A 16,134-nucleotide genomic window follows, 5' to 3' on the forward strand; every position below is an offset into this window, starting at 1 on the left:
TGAAAGCACGACATTGCTCACATTGCTTCCAGTATTACTTTAGCCAGCTTTTGCTGGCTTTTTTTTTGGCTGGGTTTCGGGCTAGTTTGCTTGCCAGCTTAATCCCGGGCTGTGCTCGCAATCCTCACGTACTCTGTGTACGCTCCAGTTGCTGCGCGCAGGCCGTGAATAATCTGCCTACGCCACTTACGCCCGATCTTTTGGCTGTATAATGCGGTAGGCCGGATAAGGCAACGCCGCATCCGGCACGATGACAGGATGGATTCAGTCTCCAGCCGCTTTGCGCTATGGTGTAGACAATCACCTTCAAAAGGATCGTCTCATGACCTTACACTGCGCATTTATTGGTTTTGGTAAAAGCACCACCCGCTACCATTTGCCGTACGTCCTCAACCGCAAAAATAGCTGGCACGTCGCGCACATTTTCCGCCGCAACGCCAGGCCGGAAGAGCAGGCGCCGCAGTATTCACATATTCACTTCACCAGCGACCTCGACGAGATCTTAAACGATCCGCAGGTGAAACTGGTGATCGTCTGTACCCATGCTGACAGCCATTTTGAATATGCTAAACGCGCGCTGGAAGCGGGTAAAAATGTGCTGGTTGAGAAACCCTTCACGCCGACGCTTGCGCAAGCAAAAGAGCTGTTCGAACTGGCGCGAAGCAAAGGACTGACCGTTACGCCGTATCAGAATCGCCGTTTTGACTCCTGCTTCCTCACCGCGAAAAAAGCCATTGAGAGCGGCAAGCTCGGCAAGATTGTTGAGGTTGAAAGCCATTTCGATTACTACCGTCCTGAAGCAGAAACCAAGCCGGGACTGCCGCAGGACGGCGCGTTTTATGGTCTGGGCGTACACACCATGGATCAGATTATCTCGCTGTTCGGACGTCCCGATCATGTGGCCTATGACATCCGCAGCCTGCGCAACAAAGCGAACCCGGACGATACCTTTGAAGCGCAGCTGTTTTACGGCGACCTGAAAGCCATTGTTAAAACCAGTCATCTGGTGAAAATCGACTATCCGAAGTTTATCGTCCATGGCACCAAAGGCTCGTTTGTGAAGTACGGCATCGACCAGCAGGAAACCAGCCTGAAGGCCAATATCATGCCGGGTGAGCCAGGTTTCGCTGCTGATGATTCCATTGGGATGCTGGAGTACGTCAACGATGACGGCATCACGGTAAAAGAAGAGGTAAAGCCGGAAGTGGGGGATTACGGTCGCGTGTATGACGCGCTGTACCAGACGCTGACCACCGGTACGCCTAATTACGTCAAGGAATCTGAAGTTCTTACCAACCTGGAGATCCTCGAACGCGCCTTTGAACAGGCAACGCCTGCCACGATAACCCTCGCCAAATAGCCTGCACAGACTCCTCTGGGCTTGTTCATATTTTTTGAACAGAGGAGTCAATTTTCACCCTCTATGATCCCAGACGGATTGAGTCCACACTTACTCCATCGAAAACATCTGGGGGTGAACACAATGATCTACTTACGCAAAGCTAACGACCGTGGCCACGCTAATCATGGCTGGCTTGATTCATGGCATACCTTCTCTTTTGCCAACTACTATGACCCGAACTTTATGGGGTTCTCGGCACTGCGCGTGATTAACGATGACGTGATCGATGCAGGTCAGGGATTTGGTACTCACCCCCATAAAGACATGGAAATCCTGACTTACGTGCTGGAAGGCGCGGTAGAGCATCAGGACAGCATGGGCAATAAAGAGCAGGTTCCGGCCGGTGAGTTTCAGATTATGAGCGCCGGGACGGGGATCCGTCACTCGGAGTACAACCCGAGCAATACTGAGAAGCTGCATCTGTATCAGATCTGGATCATGCCGCAGGAGAACGGTATTATACCGCGCTATGAACAGCGTCGTTTCGATGCCGCTCAGGGTAAACAACTGGTGCTGTCGCCGGATGCCCGTGATGGTTCACTGAAAGTGTACCAGGATATGGAGCTGTACCGTTGGGCGCTGGTCAAAGATGAGCAGTCGGTGCATCAGATTGCCGCGGAACGCCGCGTTTGGATCCAGGTGGTAAAAGGCAACGTGACGATTAACGGCACCAAAGCGACCACTAGCGACGGTCTGGCAATCTGGGATGAACAGGCAATTTCTATTCATGCCGACAGCGACAGTGAAGTGTTGCTGTTTGACCTGCCGCCAGTATAAAAATACACGTCATCCTTCAAGCCGCATCTGTGTTGGCTTTATTACTCGGCCCATCCATAGGCCTCGCCCCTTCGGGGCCGCTGTATGCAGCGTTCAAATCTGCTCCCGGCAGATTTGTCGCTCACCCCGGTCGCGTACTTAATGTACGCTCCCGGGGATTCACTGCGTCGCCGCCTTGATGCAACTCGAATGATTTTGTGTATTTATCACAATAAAAACTCCTTTTTTTCTCTGCAAAGGTTCACACACGTCCGTGGTAAACTGGGGGAATCTATCCCTTTTTAACGCTTCAGGACGATGAAAAAGAAAAGACCCGTACTTCAGGATGTAGCCGACCGCGTGGGCGTGACTAAAATGACGGTCAGTCGCTTTTTGCGTAACCCGGAGCAGGTCTCCGTGGCGCTGCGGGGCAAAATTGCCGCTGCACTTGATGAGCTGGGTTATATTCCCAATCGCGCTCCTGATATCCTTTCTAACGCTACCAGCCGCGCTATCGGCGTGCTGTTACCGTCTCTCACTAACCAGGTTTTTGCTGAAGTGCTACGCGGCATTGAGGCTGTCACCGACGCCCATGGTTATCAAACGATGCTCGCGCACTACGGCTATAAGCCTGAGATGGAACAAGAGCGCCTGGAATCGATGCTGTCGTGGAATATCGATGGCCTGATCCTCACCGAACGTAGCCATACGCCCCGTACGCTGAAAATGATTGAAGTTGCCGGTATCCCGGTGGTTGAGCTGATGGATAGCCAGTCTCCGTGTCTGGATATCGCCGTCGGTTTCGACAACTTCGAAGCCGCGCGTCAGATGACTGCCGCTATTATCGCCCGCGGGCACCGTCATGTAGCCTATCTTGGCGCTCGTCTTGATGAACGTACTATCATCAAACAGAGAGGCTACGAGCAGGCAATGCGCGATGCCAACCTGGTGCCGTACAGCGTGATGGTGGAACAGTCTTCTTCCTACTCCTCCGGTATTGAACTCATCCGTCAGGCGCGGCGTGAATACCCGCAGCTCGACGGCGTTTTCTGTACCAACGATGACCTGGCGGTAGGGGCGGCCTTCGAATGCCAGCGTTTAGGGCTGAAAATCCCGGATGACATGGCGATTGCCGGATTCCACGGTCACGACATCGGGCAGGTGATGGAGCCGCGTCTGGCGAGTGTGCTCACGCCACGTGAACGGATGGGCAGCATTGGCGCAGAACGCCTGCTGGCGCGCATTCGTGGTGAAGCAGTCACGCCTAAAATGTTAGATTTAGGTTTCACCTTGTCACCGGGCGGATCTATTTAAGCCAACAAGTTTGAAGTAGCTCACACTTATACACTTCGAGCACGAATGGATATTGCTTCTCTATTTATCCGGCTGGACAATGTTACCGATAACAGTTACCCGTAACAATTTCCTGATTCTTGTACCAGTGGGGGCAACGCTTTGAGCACGACTAATCATGATCACCACGTTTACGTTCTGATGGGCGTATCGGGCAGCGGTAAATCTGCTGTCGCCAGCGAAGTGGCGCATCAACTGCAGGCCGCGTTTCTTGATGGCGATTTTCTCCATCCGCGCAGCAACATCATGAAAATGGCTTCCGGTGAGCCACTCAACGATGACGACCGTAAACCGTGGCTACAGGCGCTGAATGACGCCGCTTTTGCGATGCAGCGTACCAACAAGGTTTCGCTGATCGTCTGTTCTGCCTTGAAAAAAGTCTACCGCGACCAGTTGCGCGACGGTAACCCGAACCTCTCTTTCATTTATCTGAAAGGGGATTTTGACGTTATTGAAAGCCGTCTGAAGGCGCGTAAAGGCCACTTCTTCAAAACGCAGATGCTGGTTACCCAGTTTGAAGCGCTGGAAGAACCGGGTGCGAATGAAAACGATGTACTGGTGGTCGATATCGATCAACCACTGGACGGTGTGGTCGCCAGCACCATTGAGGTTATTAACCAAGGCAGTAAGTAGTGAGCACATTAACGCTTGTTTTAACAGCAGTAGGGTCCGTTTTATTACTGCTGTTTTTAGTGATGAAGGCGCGTATGCACGCCTTCGTTGCTTTGATGGTGGTATCCATTGGTGCAGGTCTCTTTTCCGGTATGCCGCTCGATAAAATCGCGGCGACCATGGAAAAAGGGATGGGAGGCACGCTCGGTTTCCTGGCGATTGTGGTGGCGCTGGGGGCGATGTTCGGCAAGATTTTGCATGAGACCGGCGCGGTCGATCAGATTGCCGTCAAAATGCTGAAATCCTTCGGTCATAGCCGCGCACATTACGCGATTGGCCTGGCCGGTCTGATTTGCGCGCTGCCGCTGTTCTTTGAGGTGGCGATTGTGCTGCTGATTAGCGTAGCGTTCTCAATGGCGCGCCATACCGGTACTAACCTGGTTAAGTTGGTCATTCCGCTGTTTGCGGGCGTGGCGGCTGCCGCAGCGTTCCTGCTGCCGGGGCCTGCGCCGATGCTGCTGGCCTCTCAGATGCACGCCGACTTTGGCTGGATGATCCTGATTGGCCTGTGCGCCGCGATCCCGGGCATGATTATCGCCGGGCCGCTGTGGGGTAACTTCATCAGCCGTTACGTTGAGCTGCACGTACCGGAAGACATTTCCGAGCCGCATCTGGGCGAAGGCAAAATGCCCTCCTTTGGCTTCAGCTTATCGCTTATCCTGCTGCCGCTGGTGCTGGTTGGTCTGAAAACCATCGCCGCACGCTTTGTTCCGGTCGGTTCTTCAACCTACGAATGGTTCGAGTTTATCGGTCATCCGTTTACCGCGATTCTGGTTGCCTGTCTGGTGGCGATTTACGGTCTGGCGGTGCGTCAGGGCATGCCAAAAGACCGCGTGATGGAAATCTGCGGCCATGCGCTGCAGCCAGCGGGGATTATTCTGCTGGTGATTGGTGCGGGCGGCGTGTTCAAACAGGTACTGGTAGATTCCGGCGTTGGCCCTGCACTGGGCGAAGCGTTAACCGGTATGGGCTTGCCGATCGCTATCACCTGCTTCGTGCTGGCGGCGGCGGTGCGTATCATTCAGGGGTCCGCGACAGTGGCCTGCTTAACGGCGGTCGGTCTGGTGATGCCGGTGATTGAGCAACTGAACTACTCCGGTGCCCAGATGGCGGCGCTGTCTATCTGTATCGCGGGCGGCTCTATCGTGGTCAGCCACGTTAACGACGCTGGTTTCTGGTTGTTCGGTAAATTTACCGGTGCGACTGAAGCGCAAACGCTGAAGACCTGGACGATGATGGAAACCATCCTCGGTACGGTCGGCGCGATTGTCGGTATGATTGCTTTCCAGTTGTTGAGCTGATGGCATTGCCCGGTGGCGCTAGCGCTTACCGGGCCTGGAAACGAGCACATATCGACACTGTAGGCCGGGTAAGGCGAAGCCGCCACCCGGCTTTTTTACAGCACCATCACCCCATCCTCGGTTTTCAACCAACGCGGCGCTTTTAGCGTATCGGCGAAATAGCCCACTAAATCCTGCAGTAAATCACCCGCCACGCGTTCCATCTCGTCAGACAGCGTTTTACTCATCAGTAAATGCGTCAAAAGCTGGCAGTAACGCCCCATCTGATCTGGTTCGGGTTCAAAGAGGGGAGAGCGGGTTGGTAAGGTTTCTACCGTCAGGCTGGCCTGCAGATGCTGCGGTACAGATTCCGTTAAGGTTGGTTGCAGTAGTGCCAGACAGGCCGACAGGCGCGCACAAATCGCCAGTTTTTCTACCGGGTCATGACATTCAACAAGCCCTTCGACAAAACGCTCACAGTTATCTGCCAGCTCGGTGAAGTCCGTGGCATGGCTAAAGGGCAGGGTAAATAAAGAGTGTGAAAAGAGAGGGGTCGTTGCCATAGGGCAGCCTCCGATGAGTGATTTTCATCCACCACTGGAGAGGCTAATCTCACTGGAGGTGGAGCCGAACAGGGTTAGCCTTACCGGCCTCATCGGATACCGGCGCGTCTTGCGACGCCCCCGCCCGGTCCACCATTGGAGTGTACCTAAGCGTGCGACACAAAAATACTTGCGTCACCGATGAAGGAGTTCAGAAGGCTAATTCTGGCACATGATTTTGCAGGTGCAGCGAGAAGATAATGCTTATCCGTGATGCTGACAAGAGGGCATTCCGGAAGGCGCTTCGCAGAAATGAAAATACGCTTTTTCAGCGGTTTAAAAGCATAAGGAATACCTGGTATTACAGTGCAATGCCGTTCAGTTAAGCATGTAGGGTGAACATGTGATTATTGCTCAGGGTTCCGTTCACCTCAGTGGTGTCATTTCTCTGAAGCGCTGATGCCCGTGAACGTGCAAGGGAGGCTCACCGCCGCCTCCCTTGCAACCCAGGCTCCCGGCGGGAAAATCGTCGCTGCGCGAGTTATTCGTCTTATTCCGTCTGCCTGTCGGGTCGGGGCCGAGCCTGCATCCATGCAGGCCGTCCCCTCTGCCCGCATCCCTGCGGGCAGACCCGGTCAGCCGTCAACACCTCATCGATTTTCAGCCGGACCAGGGTGTCGCTTCAGCGCTCTGGCTTTCATCTATATCCGTTTTGCTGTTCACAGGTATTCAAGTAAAACTCAGGTGGTCAGGTGTGGGCTGGTCCGGCTGAAAATTGCCGACGCGTTTCCGTAAGGCCGGGAGAACCCGCAGGGATGCGGGTTCAGGGCGCGTTTTGCATGGACGCTGCCTCGCGCCCGGCCCGGTAGCCTGGAGGAATAAGTGGAGGGAACCACGAAGTGGCAATTTTCCTGCCGGGAGCCGGGATTGTTAAGGGGGCTGCGTAGCCCCCTTAACACGTTCACTGGTGACGAGATCTCAGAGAAGCAATGAACATAACGTGAACGGAATCGTTCTCTGAAATGCCATGCTCTCCAGCTTCAAAACGGTTACCCCTTCATCCACATCCGCACGCCATCGAGGAACATCTGGGTTGCCATCATCACCAGAATCAGCCCCATCAGGCGTTCCAGCGCGTTAACCCCTTTCTCTCCCAGCAGACGTAAAAACAGCGAAGACTGCAGCAAAATCACGAATGTACCGCCCCAGGCGATCAGCAGCGCAATCACCAGATGCCCCATCTGATTTGGGTACTGATGCGACAACAGCATTAATGAGGCCAGGATTGTCGGCCCGGCGACCAGCGGAATCGCCAGCGGTACGATAAACGGCTCTTCACCAGCCGGAAGCCCGGTGCTATTCCCGGTGGCGCTGGGGAAAATCATCTTAATGGCGATCAGGAACAGAATGATGCCCCCGGAGATCGATACGGTTTCCGCGCGCAGGTTAAGAAATGCCAGAATTTTCTCGCCCGCAAACAGGAATATCAGCATCACCAACAGAGCAATAAACAGCTCGCGAATCATAATCGCGCGGCGACGTTTTGGTTCGGTATGTTTCAATACGGACATGAAAATGGGCAGATTTCCGAGCGGATCCATAATCAGGATCAATAAAACTGCCGCTGAAATGATTTCATTCATAACTCAAATTCCCTGATAATTACCGCGGACTTTCTGCTTGCTTGCGCAGCGGGATAAGTCGCATTACTGATGGCTTCGCTATCATTGATTAATTTCACTTGCGACTTTGGCTGCTTTTTGTATGGTGAAGGATAGGCCAGTAGGATACTGGTTAGCATACACAGCACACATCTCTGCAGGAAAAAACGCTATGAAAAATGTTGGTTTTATCGGCTGGCGCGGTATGGTCGGCTCTGTTCTCATGCAACGCATGGTTGAGGAGCGTGACTTCGACGCCATTCGCCCTGTTTTCTTTTCTACTTCCCAGCTTGGGCAGGCGGCACCGACGTTCGGTGGCACCGCGACCGGCACACTTCAGGACGCTTTTGATCTGGATGCGCTGAAGGCGCTCGATATCATCGTGACCTGTCAGGGCGGCGATTATACCAACGAAATCTATCCAAAGCTTCGTGAAAGCGGTTGGCAGGGTTACTGGATTGACGCAGCCTCTTCGCTGCGTATGAAAGACGATGCCATCATTATTCTCGATCCGGTTAACCAGGATGTCATCACCGACGGCCTGAACAAAGGCATTAAGACCTTTGTCGGCGGCAACTGTACCGTTAGCCTGATGCTGATGTCCCTCGGTGGCCTGTTTGCCAATGACCTGGTTGACTGGGTTTCCGTAGCGACCTATCAGGCGGCTTCCGGCGGCGGCGCGCGCCATATGCGTGAACTGCTGTCTCAGATGGGTCATCTGTATGGCCATGTGGCCGAGGAACTGGCGACCCCTTCCTCTGCTATTCTCGACATCGAACGAAAAGTAACGACCCTGTCCCGCAGCGGCGAACTGCCGGTTGATAACTTTGGCGTACCGCTGGCCGGTAGCCTGATTCCGTGGATCGACAAACAGCTCGATAACGGTCAGAGCCGCGAAGAGTGGAAGGGACAGGCGGAAACCAACAAAATTCTCAACACGTCTTCCGTGATCCCGGTTGATGGTCTGTGCGTGCGCGTCGGCGCGCTGCGCTGCCACAGCCAGGCGTTCACCATTAAACTGAAAAAAGATGTGTCTATTCCGACCGTGGAAGAACTGCTGGCGGCGCACAATCCGTGGGCCAAAGTTGTACCAAACGATCGGGATATCACCATGCGTGAGTTAACCCCGGCGGCCGTTACCGGCACGCTGACCACGCCAGTAGGCCGTCTGCGTAAGCTGAACATGGGACCGGAGTTCCTGTCAGCCTTTACTGTGGGCGACCAGTTGCTGTGGGGGGCTGCGGAGCCATTGCGCCGTATGCTGCGCCAATTGGCGTAATAGTTTGTTAACGATCAAGGGGTGAGGAATCACCCCTTTTTTTGCGTAATACAGGAGTAAGCGCAGATGTTTCATTTTTTACCAGGAGTAAGATAAAGCATTGGCTATTCTTTAAGGGTGACTTAGTACCGGAGGTATTAAGTTGTTGCCTGAAGGTGGGACGACGCAGAGAGGATGCACAATTGTGCTGCGCCGTTCAGGTCAAAAAAAGTGTCACTACCTGATGTCGAAAATCAGTTGGAAGGGGTGACGCCATAAAACAGGATGACAACCATGTCCGTTCGTATCGATAGAGACGTGATTAATGCGCTAATTGCAGGCCATTTTGCGGATCCTTTTTCCGTACTCGGTATGCACCAAACTGATGCTGGACTTGAAGTCCGCGCCCTATTACCTGACGCCACCGAAGTGTGGGTAATCGAACCCAAAACCGGACGCAAAGTCGGCAAGCTGGATTGCCTCGACTCTCGCGGTTTTTTCTGTGCAGTACTTCCCCGCCGTAAAAATTTCTTTCGCTATCAGTTGGCCGTTGTCTGGCATGGACAGCAGAATCTGATTGATGACCCTTATCGTTTTGGCCCGCTGATCCAGGATATGGATGCCTGGCTGTTATCTGAAGGTACGCACCTGCGACCTTACGAAACGCTGGGTGCGCATGCGGATACCATGGATGGCGTAACCGGTACGCGCTTCTCAGTCTGGGCGCCTAACGCTCAACGCGTGTCAGTGGTTGGGCAGTTCAACTACTGGGATGGTCGTCGCCACCCAATGCGCCTGCGCAAAGAAAGCGGTATCTGGGAGCTGTTTATCCCCGGCGCGCAGCATGGTCAGCTGTATAAATACGAGATGATCGATGCCAACGGTAAGCTGCGAATCAAAGCGGACCCTTACGCCTTCGAAGCGCAAATGCGTCCGGAAACCGCGTCGCTTATCTGTGGTCTGCCGGAAAAAGTAGTGCAAAGCGAGGCGCGCAAAAAAGCCAACCAGTTTGATGCACCGATCTCTATCTATGAAGTGCACCTGGGCTCATGGCGTCGTCATACCGATAACAACTTCTGGCTGAGCTACCGCGAACTGGCGGATCAGTTAGTGCCGTACGCTAAGTGGATGGGTTTTACTCATCTCGAACTGTTGCCGATTAACGAGCATCCGTTCGACGGTAGCTGGGGCTACCAGCCTACCGGTATGTATGCGCCGACCCGTCGCTTCGGGACGCGCGATGATTTCCGCTATTTCGTGAATGCTGCGCATCAGGCGGGGCTGAACGTCATTCTCGACTGGGTGCCGGGCCACTTCCCATCGGACGACTTTGGTTTGGCTGAGTTTGATGGCACCAACCTGTATGAGCACAGCGACCCGCGCGAAGGGTATCACCAGGACTGGAACACGCTGATCTACAACTATGGTCGCCGTGAAGTCAGCAACTACCTGGTGGGCAACGCCCTGTACTGGATTGAACGCTTTGGTATTGACGCGTTGCGCGTGGATGCCGTGGCGTCGATGATTTATCGCGACTACAGCCGCAAAGAAGGGGAATGGATCCCAAACGAATTTGGTGGTCGTGAAAACCTCGAAGCCATTGAATTTTTGCGCAATACCAACCGCATTCTTGGCGAGCAGGTGCCTGGTGCGGTGAGTATGGCGGAAGAGTCCACCGACTTTGCCGGCGTTTCAAGACCACAGGATATGGGCGGTTTAGGGTTCTGGTATAAGTGGAACCTCGGCTGGATGCACGACACGCTGGACTACATGAAGCTGGACCCGATTCATCGTCAGTACCATCACGACAAGCTGACCTTCGGCATGCTGTACAACTACACCGAAAACTTTGTCCTGCCGCTGTCGCATGATGAAGTGGTACACGGTAAAAAATCCATTCTCGATCGCATGCCGGGAGACGCATGGCAGAAGTTTGCCAACCTGCGCGCCTACTACGGCTGGATGTGGGCCTTCCCGGGAAAAAAACTGCTGTTTATGGGCAACGAGTTTGCGCAGGGACGTGAATGGAACCATGACGCCAGCCTCGACTGGCACCTGCTGGAAGGTGGCGATAACTGGCACCACGGCGTACAGCGTCTGGTGCGCGATCTGAACCACACCTACCGTCATCACAAAGCGCTGCACGAACTCGACTTTGACGCCTATGGCTTTGAGTGGCTGGTGGTAGATGACAACGAACGTTCGGTGCTGGCTTTCGTGCGTCGTGACAAGGTCGGCAATGAAATCATCGTGGTCAGCAACTTTACGCCTGTGCCTCGCCACGGCTATCGCTTCGGTATCAATCAACCAGGCAAATGGCGTGAGATCCTCAATACCGACTCGATGCATTACCACGGTAGCAATACCGGCAATGGCGGTGCGGTGCACAGCGATGAAATCGCCAGCCATGGTCGTCAGCACTCACTGAGCCTCACGTTACCGCCGTTGGCAACGATCTGGCTGGTTCGGGAGGGGTAATGACGCAACTGGCAACCGGCAACGCCACCCCCCATGGTGCAACGTATGACGGCCATGGTGTCAATTTCACACTCTTCTCAGCCCACGCTGAACGCGTTGAATTATGCGTATTCGATGAGCAAGGGTGCGAACTTCGCTATGACCTGCCGGGGCGTAGCGGTGATGTCTGGCACGGCTATCTGGCCAACGCCCGGCCCGGTCTGCGCTATGGCTATCGTGTTCATGGCCCATGGCAACCGCAGCAGGGCCACCGGTTTAATGCGGCCAAGCTGCTGCTTGACCCTTGCGCCCGTCGGGTGGATGGCGAGTTAAAAGATAACCCGCTGCTGCACGGTGGGCTAAATGAACCGGATCATCATGATAATGCCACCATCGCGCTGAAGGGCGTGGTGGTGTCCGATCATTATGACTGGGAGGATGATACCCCGCCGCGCACGCCGTGGGGCAATACCGTGATTTACGAAGCGCATGTCAAAGGGTTGACGTATTTGCATCCTGAGCTGCCGGAAGAGATTCGCGGAACCTACAAAGCGCTGGGCCATCCAGTGATGATCGATTACTTCAAGCGCCTCGGCATTACCGCGCTGGAGCTGCTGCCGGTGGCGCATTTTGCCAGCGAACCACGGCTTCAGCGGCTGGGGCTGTCGAACTATTGGGGCTACAACCCGGTAGCGATGTTCGCGCTGCATCCGGCCTATGCCTGTTCGCCGGAGAGTGCGCTTGATGAGTTTCGCGACGCGGTAAAAGCGCTGCACAAAGCGGGGATTGAGGTCATTCTCGATATCGTTTTGAACCACAGCGCCGAGCTGGATCTCGAAGGCCCCGTCTTCTCGCTGCGCGGAATTGATAACCGTAGCTATTATTGGATCAGGGACGATGGTGATTACTACAACTGGACCGGTTGTGGGAACACCCTCAATCTGAGCCATCTGGGTGTTGTGGAATACGCATGTGAATGCCTGCGCTACTGGGTTGAAACCTGCCATGTGGATGGTTTTCGTTTTGATTTGGCTTCCGTCATGGGGCGTACACCTGCGTTTCGTCAGGATGCGCCACTGTTTACCGCGATCCAAAACTGTCCGCTGCTCTCACGCGTTAAGCTGATTGCGGAACCGTGGGATATTGGTGAAGGCGGGTATCAGGTGGGGAATTTCCCCCCGCCGTTTGCCGAGTGGAATGACCATTTCCGCGATGCGACCCGACGCTTCTGGCTCAAGCGTAATCTCTCGTTGGGTGAGTTTGCCGGGCGTTTTGCCGCATCAAGCGACGTGTTTAAACGCGATGGTCGCAAACCCAGCGCGACGGTCAATCTGGTGACTGCGCACGACGGTTTTACGCTACGCGACTGTGTGTGCTTCACAAATAAGCACAATGAAGCGAATGGTGAGGAAAATCGCGACGGCACTAGCAATAACTACAGCGACAATCATGGTAAAGAAGGATTAGGCGGCACGCTGGACCTGATTGAGCGGCGGCGCGACAGCATTCATGCGCTGTTATCCACGCTGTTGCTCTCCCAGGGGACGCCGATGTTGCTGGCGGGCGATGAGCATGGTCATAGCCAGCACGGCAACAATAACGCTTACTGCCAGGATAACGCCCTGACCTGGCTGGACTGGCAGCAGGCAAACAGCGGGCTAACCACATTTACCGCTGCCCTGATCCATCTTCGCCAGCAAATTCCTGCACTAACGGGTGATCGCTGGTGGGAAGAGGGCGATGGCAATGTTCGTTGGCTGAATAAGTACGCACAACCCTTAAGTGCGGATGAGTGGCAAAACGGCCCGAGGCAGATGCAAATCCTGCTTTCAGACCGTTTTTTGATTGCAATAAATGCCACGCTTGAGGTGACAGATATCGTTTTACCTGAAGGGGAATGGTGCGCCGTTCCCCCATTTGCCGGAGAGGATAATCCGGTGCTTACGGCTGTCTGGCAGGGACCTGCGCACGGACTGTGTGTGTTCCAGAGAAGATAAAAAAGGAGTTAGTCATGGTGAGTTTAGAGAAGAACGATCGTGTAATGTTGGCGCGCCAGCTGCCATTAAAATCTGTTGCCCTGATCCTGGCCGGTGGCCGCGGTACCCGCTTAAAAGATTTAACCAACAAACGTGCCAAACCTGCTGTGCACTTTGGCGGTAAGTTCCGCATTATCGATTTTGCCTTATCCAACTGTATTAACTCCGGGATCCGCCGTATTGGCGTGATCACTCAGTACCAGTCCCACACGCTGGTGCAGCATATTCAGCGCGGCTGGTCGTTCTTTAGCGAAGAGATGAACGAGTTTGTCGATCTGCTGCCTGCCCAGCAGAGAATGCAGGGTGAAAACTGGTATCGCGGTACGGCGGATGCGGTGACCCAAAACCTGGACATCATTCGACGCTATAAAGCGGAATATGTGGTGATCCTCGCGGGCGATCATATCTACAAGCAGGACTACTCACGCATGCTGATCGACCACGTCGAGAAAGGCGCGCGTTGCACCGTGGCCTGTATGCCAGTGCCTATTGAAGAGGCCAGCGCGTTTGGCGTAATGGACGTGGACGACAGCGACAAAATTATCGAGTTTGTTGAAAAACCCGCCAACCCGCCAGCCATGCCAGGCGACCCGACCAAATCTCTTGCCAGTATGGGGATCTACGTTTTCAACGCCGATTATCTGTATGAATTGCTGGCGGAAGATGACCTCGATGAAAACTCCAGTCACGATTTCGGTAAAGACATTATCCCGAAAATCACCGAAGCTGGCATGGCGTATGCACATCCATTCCCGTTGTCCTGCGTGCAGTCTGACCCGGAATCCGAGCCGTACTGGCGTGACGTGGGTACGCTGGAAGCCTACTGGAAGGCGAACCTCGATCTGGCTTCGGTGACGCCTGAACTGGACATGTACGACCAGGACTGGCCAATCCGTACGCACATGGAATCGCTGCCACCGGCGAAATTTGTTCAGGACCGTTCCGGCAGCCACGGAATGACGCTGAACTCGCTGGTTTCTGGCGGATGCATCATTTCAGGCTCGGTGGTGGTGCAGTCCGTTCTGTTCCCGCGAGTGCGGGTGAATTCATTCTGTAACATTGATTCGGCAGTGTTGTTACCTGAAGTGTGGGTGGGACGTTCGTGCCGCTTACGTCGTTGCATTATCGACCGCGCCTGCGTTATTCCCGAAGGCATGGTGATTGGTGAAAACGCGGAAGAAGATGCGCGTCGTTTCTACCGTTCAGAGGAAGGTATTGTGCTGGTCACGCGTGAAATGCTACGCAAACTGCAGATCAAACAGGAGCGATAATGCAGGTTTTACACGTTTGTTCAGAGATGTTCCCCCTGTTAAAAACCGGGGGACTGGCGGATGTTATTGGGGCGTTACCCGCAGCGCAAATAGCGGACGGCGTGGATGCCCGCGTGCTGCTCCCGGCGTTTCCTGATATTCGTCGCGGCATTCCCGATGCGCAGGTTGTAACGCGTCGGGATACCTTCGCCGGACGTATCACGCTGCTGTTCGGGCATTTCAACGGCGTGGGTATTTACCTGATTGACGCGCCGCATCTCTATGACCGCCCCGGTAGCCCGTATCACGACACTAACCTGTTTGCGTATACCGATAACGTGCAGCGTTTTGCATTGCTGGGCTGGGTTGGCTGTGAAATGGCCTGTGGCCTTGACCCATTCTGGCGCCCGGATGTGGTGCATGCGCACGACTGGCATGCGGGTCTGGCTCCGGCGTATCTGGCGGCGCGCGGCCATCCGGCGAAATCGGTGTTCACCGTCCACAACCTGGCGTATCAAGGCATGTTTTATGCAAAGCATATGGATGACATCCAATTGCCATGGTCGTTCTTTAATGTGCACGGACTGGAGTTTAACGGGCAGATTTCGTTTCTGAAGGCAGGGTTGTACTACGCCGACCACATTACGGCGGTCAGTCCGACCTACGCGCGGGAAATTACCGAGCCGCAGTTTGCCTACGGGATGGAAGGTCTGTTGCAGCAGCGTCATCGTGAAGGCCGTCTTTCCGGTGTGCTGAACGGCGTTGATGAAAAAATCTGGAGCCCGGAAACCGATCTCCTGCTGGCATCGCGATATACGCGCGACACGCTGGAGGAGAAGGCAGAAAACAAACGTCAGCTTCAGATAGCGATGGGACTTAAGGTCAACGATAAAGTACCGCTGTTTGCCGTGGTGAGCCGTCTGACCAGTCAAAAAGGGCTGGATCTGGTGCTGGAAGCGCTGCCGGGGTTGTTAGAGCAGGGTGGACAGCTGGCATTGCTAGGCGCGGGCGATCCGGTATTACAGGAAGGATTCCTCGCCGCAGCGGCGGAACATCCAGGACAGGTGGGGGTGCAGATCGGCTATCACGAAGCCTTCTCGCACCGCATCATGGGTGGGGCTGATGTGATATTGGTTCCCAGCCGTTTTGAGCCGTGTGGCTTAACGCAGTTGTATGGACTGAAGTACGGCACGCTGCCGCTGGTGCGGCGCACCGGTGGGCTGGCTGATACAGTCTCTGACAGTTCGCTGGAAAACCTGGCGGACGGTATCGCTAGTGGGTTTGTATTTGAAGATAGTAATGCCTGGTCGCTGTTACGCGCGATCCGGCGTGCTTTCGTATTGTGGTCCCGGCCTTCGCTTTGGCGGTTTGTACAACGTCAGGCCATGACCATGGATTTTAGCTGGCAAGTCGCGGCGAAGTCATACCGTGAGCTTTACTATCGCTTGAAATAGATATCCAGGAATC

At 54.5% G+C, this 16,134-nt stretch carries 12 protein-coding genes and 1 pseudogene; 10 read left to right on the plus strand and 3 right to left on the minus strand.

Annotation, left to right across the window (positions count from 1 at the left end):
- The first annotated feature begins 322 nt into the window (after positions 1 to 322).
- The 5 genes from C2U43_RS01895 to gntU all read left to right on the plus strand — a co-directional run bounded on the left by C2U43_RS01895 (position 323) and on the right by gntU (position 5,484).
- Positions 323 to 1,360, plus strand: coding sequence for an oxidoreductase (locus tag C2U43_RS01895; protein WP_071446689.1), 1,038 nt, complete (start codon positions 323 to 325; stop codon positions 1,358 to 1,360).
- Positions 1,361 to 1,483: 123 nt separating this feature from the next.
- On the plus strand, positions 1,484 to 2,179 hold the full coding sequence (gene yhhW / locus C2U43_RS01900; protein ID WP_103284625.1) for a quercetin 2,3-dioxygenase: 696 nt from the start codon (positions 1,484 to 1,486) through the stop codon (positions 2,177 to 2,179).
- 297 nt (positions 2,180 to 2,476) lie between these two features.
- Positions 2,477 to 3,472, plus strand: coding sequence for a gluconate operon transcriptional repressor GntR (gene gntR / locus C2U43_RS01905; protein WP_008786351.1), 996 nt, complete (start codon positions 2,477 to 2,479; stop codon positions 3,470 to 3,472).
- Between the two features lie 141 nt (positions 3,473 to 3,613).
- Positions 3,614 to 4,144: a gluconokinase gene (gntK, locus tag C2U43_RS01910; protein ID WP_003023475.1), complete on the plus strand. Its 531-nt coding sequence runs from the start codon at positions 3,614 to 3,616 to the stop codon at positions 4,142 to 4,144.
- The gene (gntU, locus tag C2U43_RS01915; RefSeq protein WP_060682883.1) at positions 4,144 to 5,484 is read left to right on the plus strand and encodes a gluconate transporter; all 1,341 of its coding nucleotides are present in this window, start codon (positions 4,144 to 4,146) and stop codon (positions 5,482 to 5,484) included. Before gntK ends, gntU begins: the two co-directional genes overlap by 1 nt.
- Here gntU and C2U43_RS01920 read toward each other — a convergent pair.
- From C2U43_RS01920 to yhgN, 3 genes and pseudogenes are all read right to left on the minus strand, one after another.
- Positions 5,407 to 5,586: pseudogene (locus C2U43_RS01920) on the minus strand (MarC family protein); the annotation flags it as partial. The gene gntU and the pseudogene C2U43_RS01920 overlap by 78 nt on opposite strands.
- A complete protein-coding gene (locus tag C2U43_RS01925) occupies positions 5,580 to 6,026 on the minus strand; it encodes a hypothetical protein (RefSeq protein ID WP_103284626.1) in 447 nt (148 codons plus the stop codon). The pseudogene C2U43_RS01920 and the gene C2U43_RS01925, both read right to left, overlap by 7 nt.
- Positions 6,027 to 7,054: 1,028 nt before the next feature.
- Positions 7,055 to 7,648 (minus strand): NAAT family transporter YhgN, encoded by a 594-nt coding sequence (gene yhgN / locus C2U43_RS01935; RefSeq protein ID WP_003023480.1) that lies wholly within the window; start codon positions 7,646 to 7,648, stop codon positions 7,055 to 7,057.
- 190 nt (positions 7,649 to 7,838) lie between these two features.
- Between yhgN and asd the strand changes: the two genes are divergently transcribed.
- The 5 genes from asd (at position 7,839) to glgA (ending at position 16,121) form a co-directional block, all read left to right on the plus strand.
- On the plus strand, positions 7,839 to 8,945 hold the full coding sequence (gene asd, locus C2U43_RS01940; RefSeq protein ID WP_003827614.1) for an aspartate-semialdehyde dehydrogenase: 1,107 nt from the start codon (positions 7,839 to 7,841) through the stop codon (positions 8,943 to 8,945).
- A 273-nt stretch (positions 8,946 to 9,218) separates the two neighbouring features.
- A complete protein-coding gene (gene glgB / locus C2U43_RS01945; RefSeq protein WP_032945237.1) occupies positions 9,219 to 11,402 on the plus strand; it encodes a 1,4-alpha-glucan branching enzyme in 2,184 nt (727 codons plus the stop codon).
- On the plus strand, positions 11,402 to 13,378 hold the full coding sequence (gene glgX / locus C2U43_RS01950; RefSeq protein ID WP_103284627.1) for a glycogen debranching protein GlgX: 1,977 nt from the start codon (positions 11,402 to 11,404) through the stop codon (positions 13,376 to 13,378). Before glgB ends, glgX begins: the two co-directional genes overlap by 1 nt.
- 14 nt (positions 13,379 to 13,392) lie before the next feature.
- Positions 13,393 to 14,688 carry a glucose-1-phosphate adenylyltransferase gene (glgC, locus tag C2U43_RS01955; protein ID WP_006687433.1) on the plus strand — a complete coding sequence of 432 codons (1,296 nt, stop codon included), beginning with the start codon at positions 13,393 to 13,395 and terminating at the stop codon, positions 14,686 to 14,688.
- Positions 14,688 to 16,121 (plus strand): glycogen synthase GlgA, encoded by a 1,434-nt coding sequence (gene glgA / locus C2U43_RS01960; RefSeq protein ID WP_003827622.1) that lies wholly within the window; start codon positions 14,688 to 14,690, stop codon positions 16,119 to 16,121. Before glgC ends, glgA begins: the two co-directional genes overlap by 1 nt.
- The last annotated feature ends 13 nt before the right edge of the window (positions 16,122 to 16,134 follow it).

Source organism: Citrobacter freundii complex sp. CFNIH9 (assembly GCF_002903305.1).
GTDB classification, from domain to species: Bacteria; Pseudomonadota; Gammaproteobacteria; order Enterobacterales; family Enterobacteriaceae; genus Citrobacter; species Citrobacter portucalensis.

Coding starts and splice junctions, on each gene's coding strand:
- glgX (WP_103284627.1), top strand. CDS start 11,402: ATGACGCAACTGGCAACCGGCAACGCCACCCCCCATGGTGCAACGTAT.
- glgC (WP_006687433.1), top strand. CDS start 13,393: ATGGTGAGTTTAGAGAAGAACGATCGTGTAATGTTGGCGCGCCAGCTG.
- glgA (WP_003827622.1), top strand. CDS start 14,688: ATGCAGGTTTTACACGTTTGTTCAGAGATGTTCCCCCTGTTAAAAACC.
- yhhW (WP_103284625.1), top strand. CDS start 1,484: ATGATCTACTTACGCAAAGCTAACGACCGTGGCCACGCTAATCATGGC.
- C2U43_RS01895 (WP_071446689.1), top strand. CDS start 323: ATGACCTTACACTGCGCATTTATTGGTTTTGGTAAAAGCACCACCCGC.
- gntR (WP_008786351.1), top strand. CDS start 2,477: ATGAAAAAGAAAAGACCCGTACTTCAGGATGTAGCCGACCGCGTGGGC.
- glgB (WP_032945237.1), top strand. CDS start 9,219: ATGTCCGTTCGTATCGATAGAGACGTGATTAATGCGCTAATTGCAGGC.
- C2U43_RS01925 (WP_103284626.1), bottom strand. CDS start 6,026: ATGGCAACGACCCCTCTCTTTTCACACTCTTTATTTACCCTGCCCTTT.
- yhgN (WP_003023480.1), bottom strand. CDS start 7,648: ATGAATGAAATCATTTCAGCGGCAGTTTTATTGATCCTGATTATGGAT.
- asd (WP_003827614.1), top strand. CDS start 7,839: ATGAAAAATGTTGGTTTTATCGGCTGGCGCGGTATGGTCGGCTCTGTT.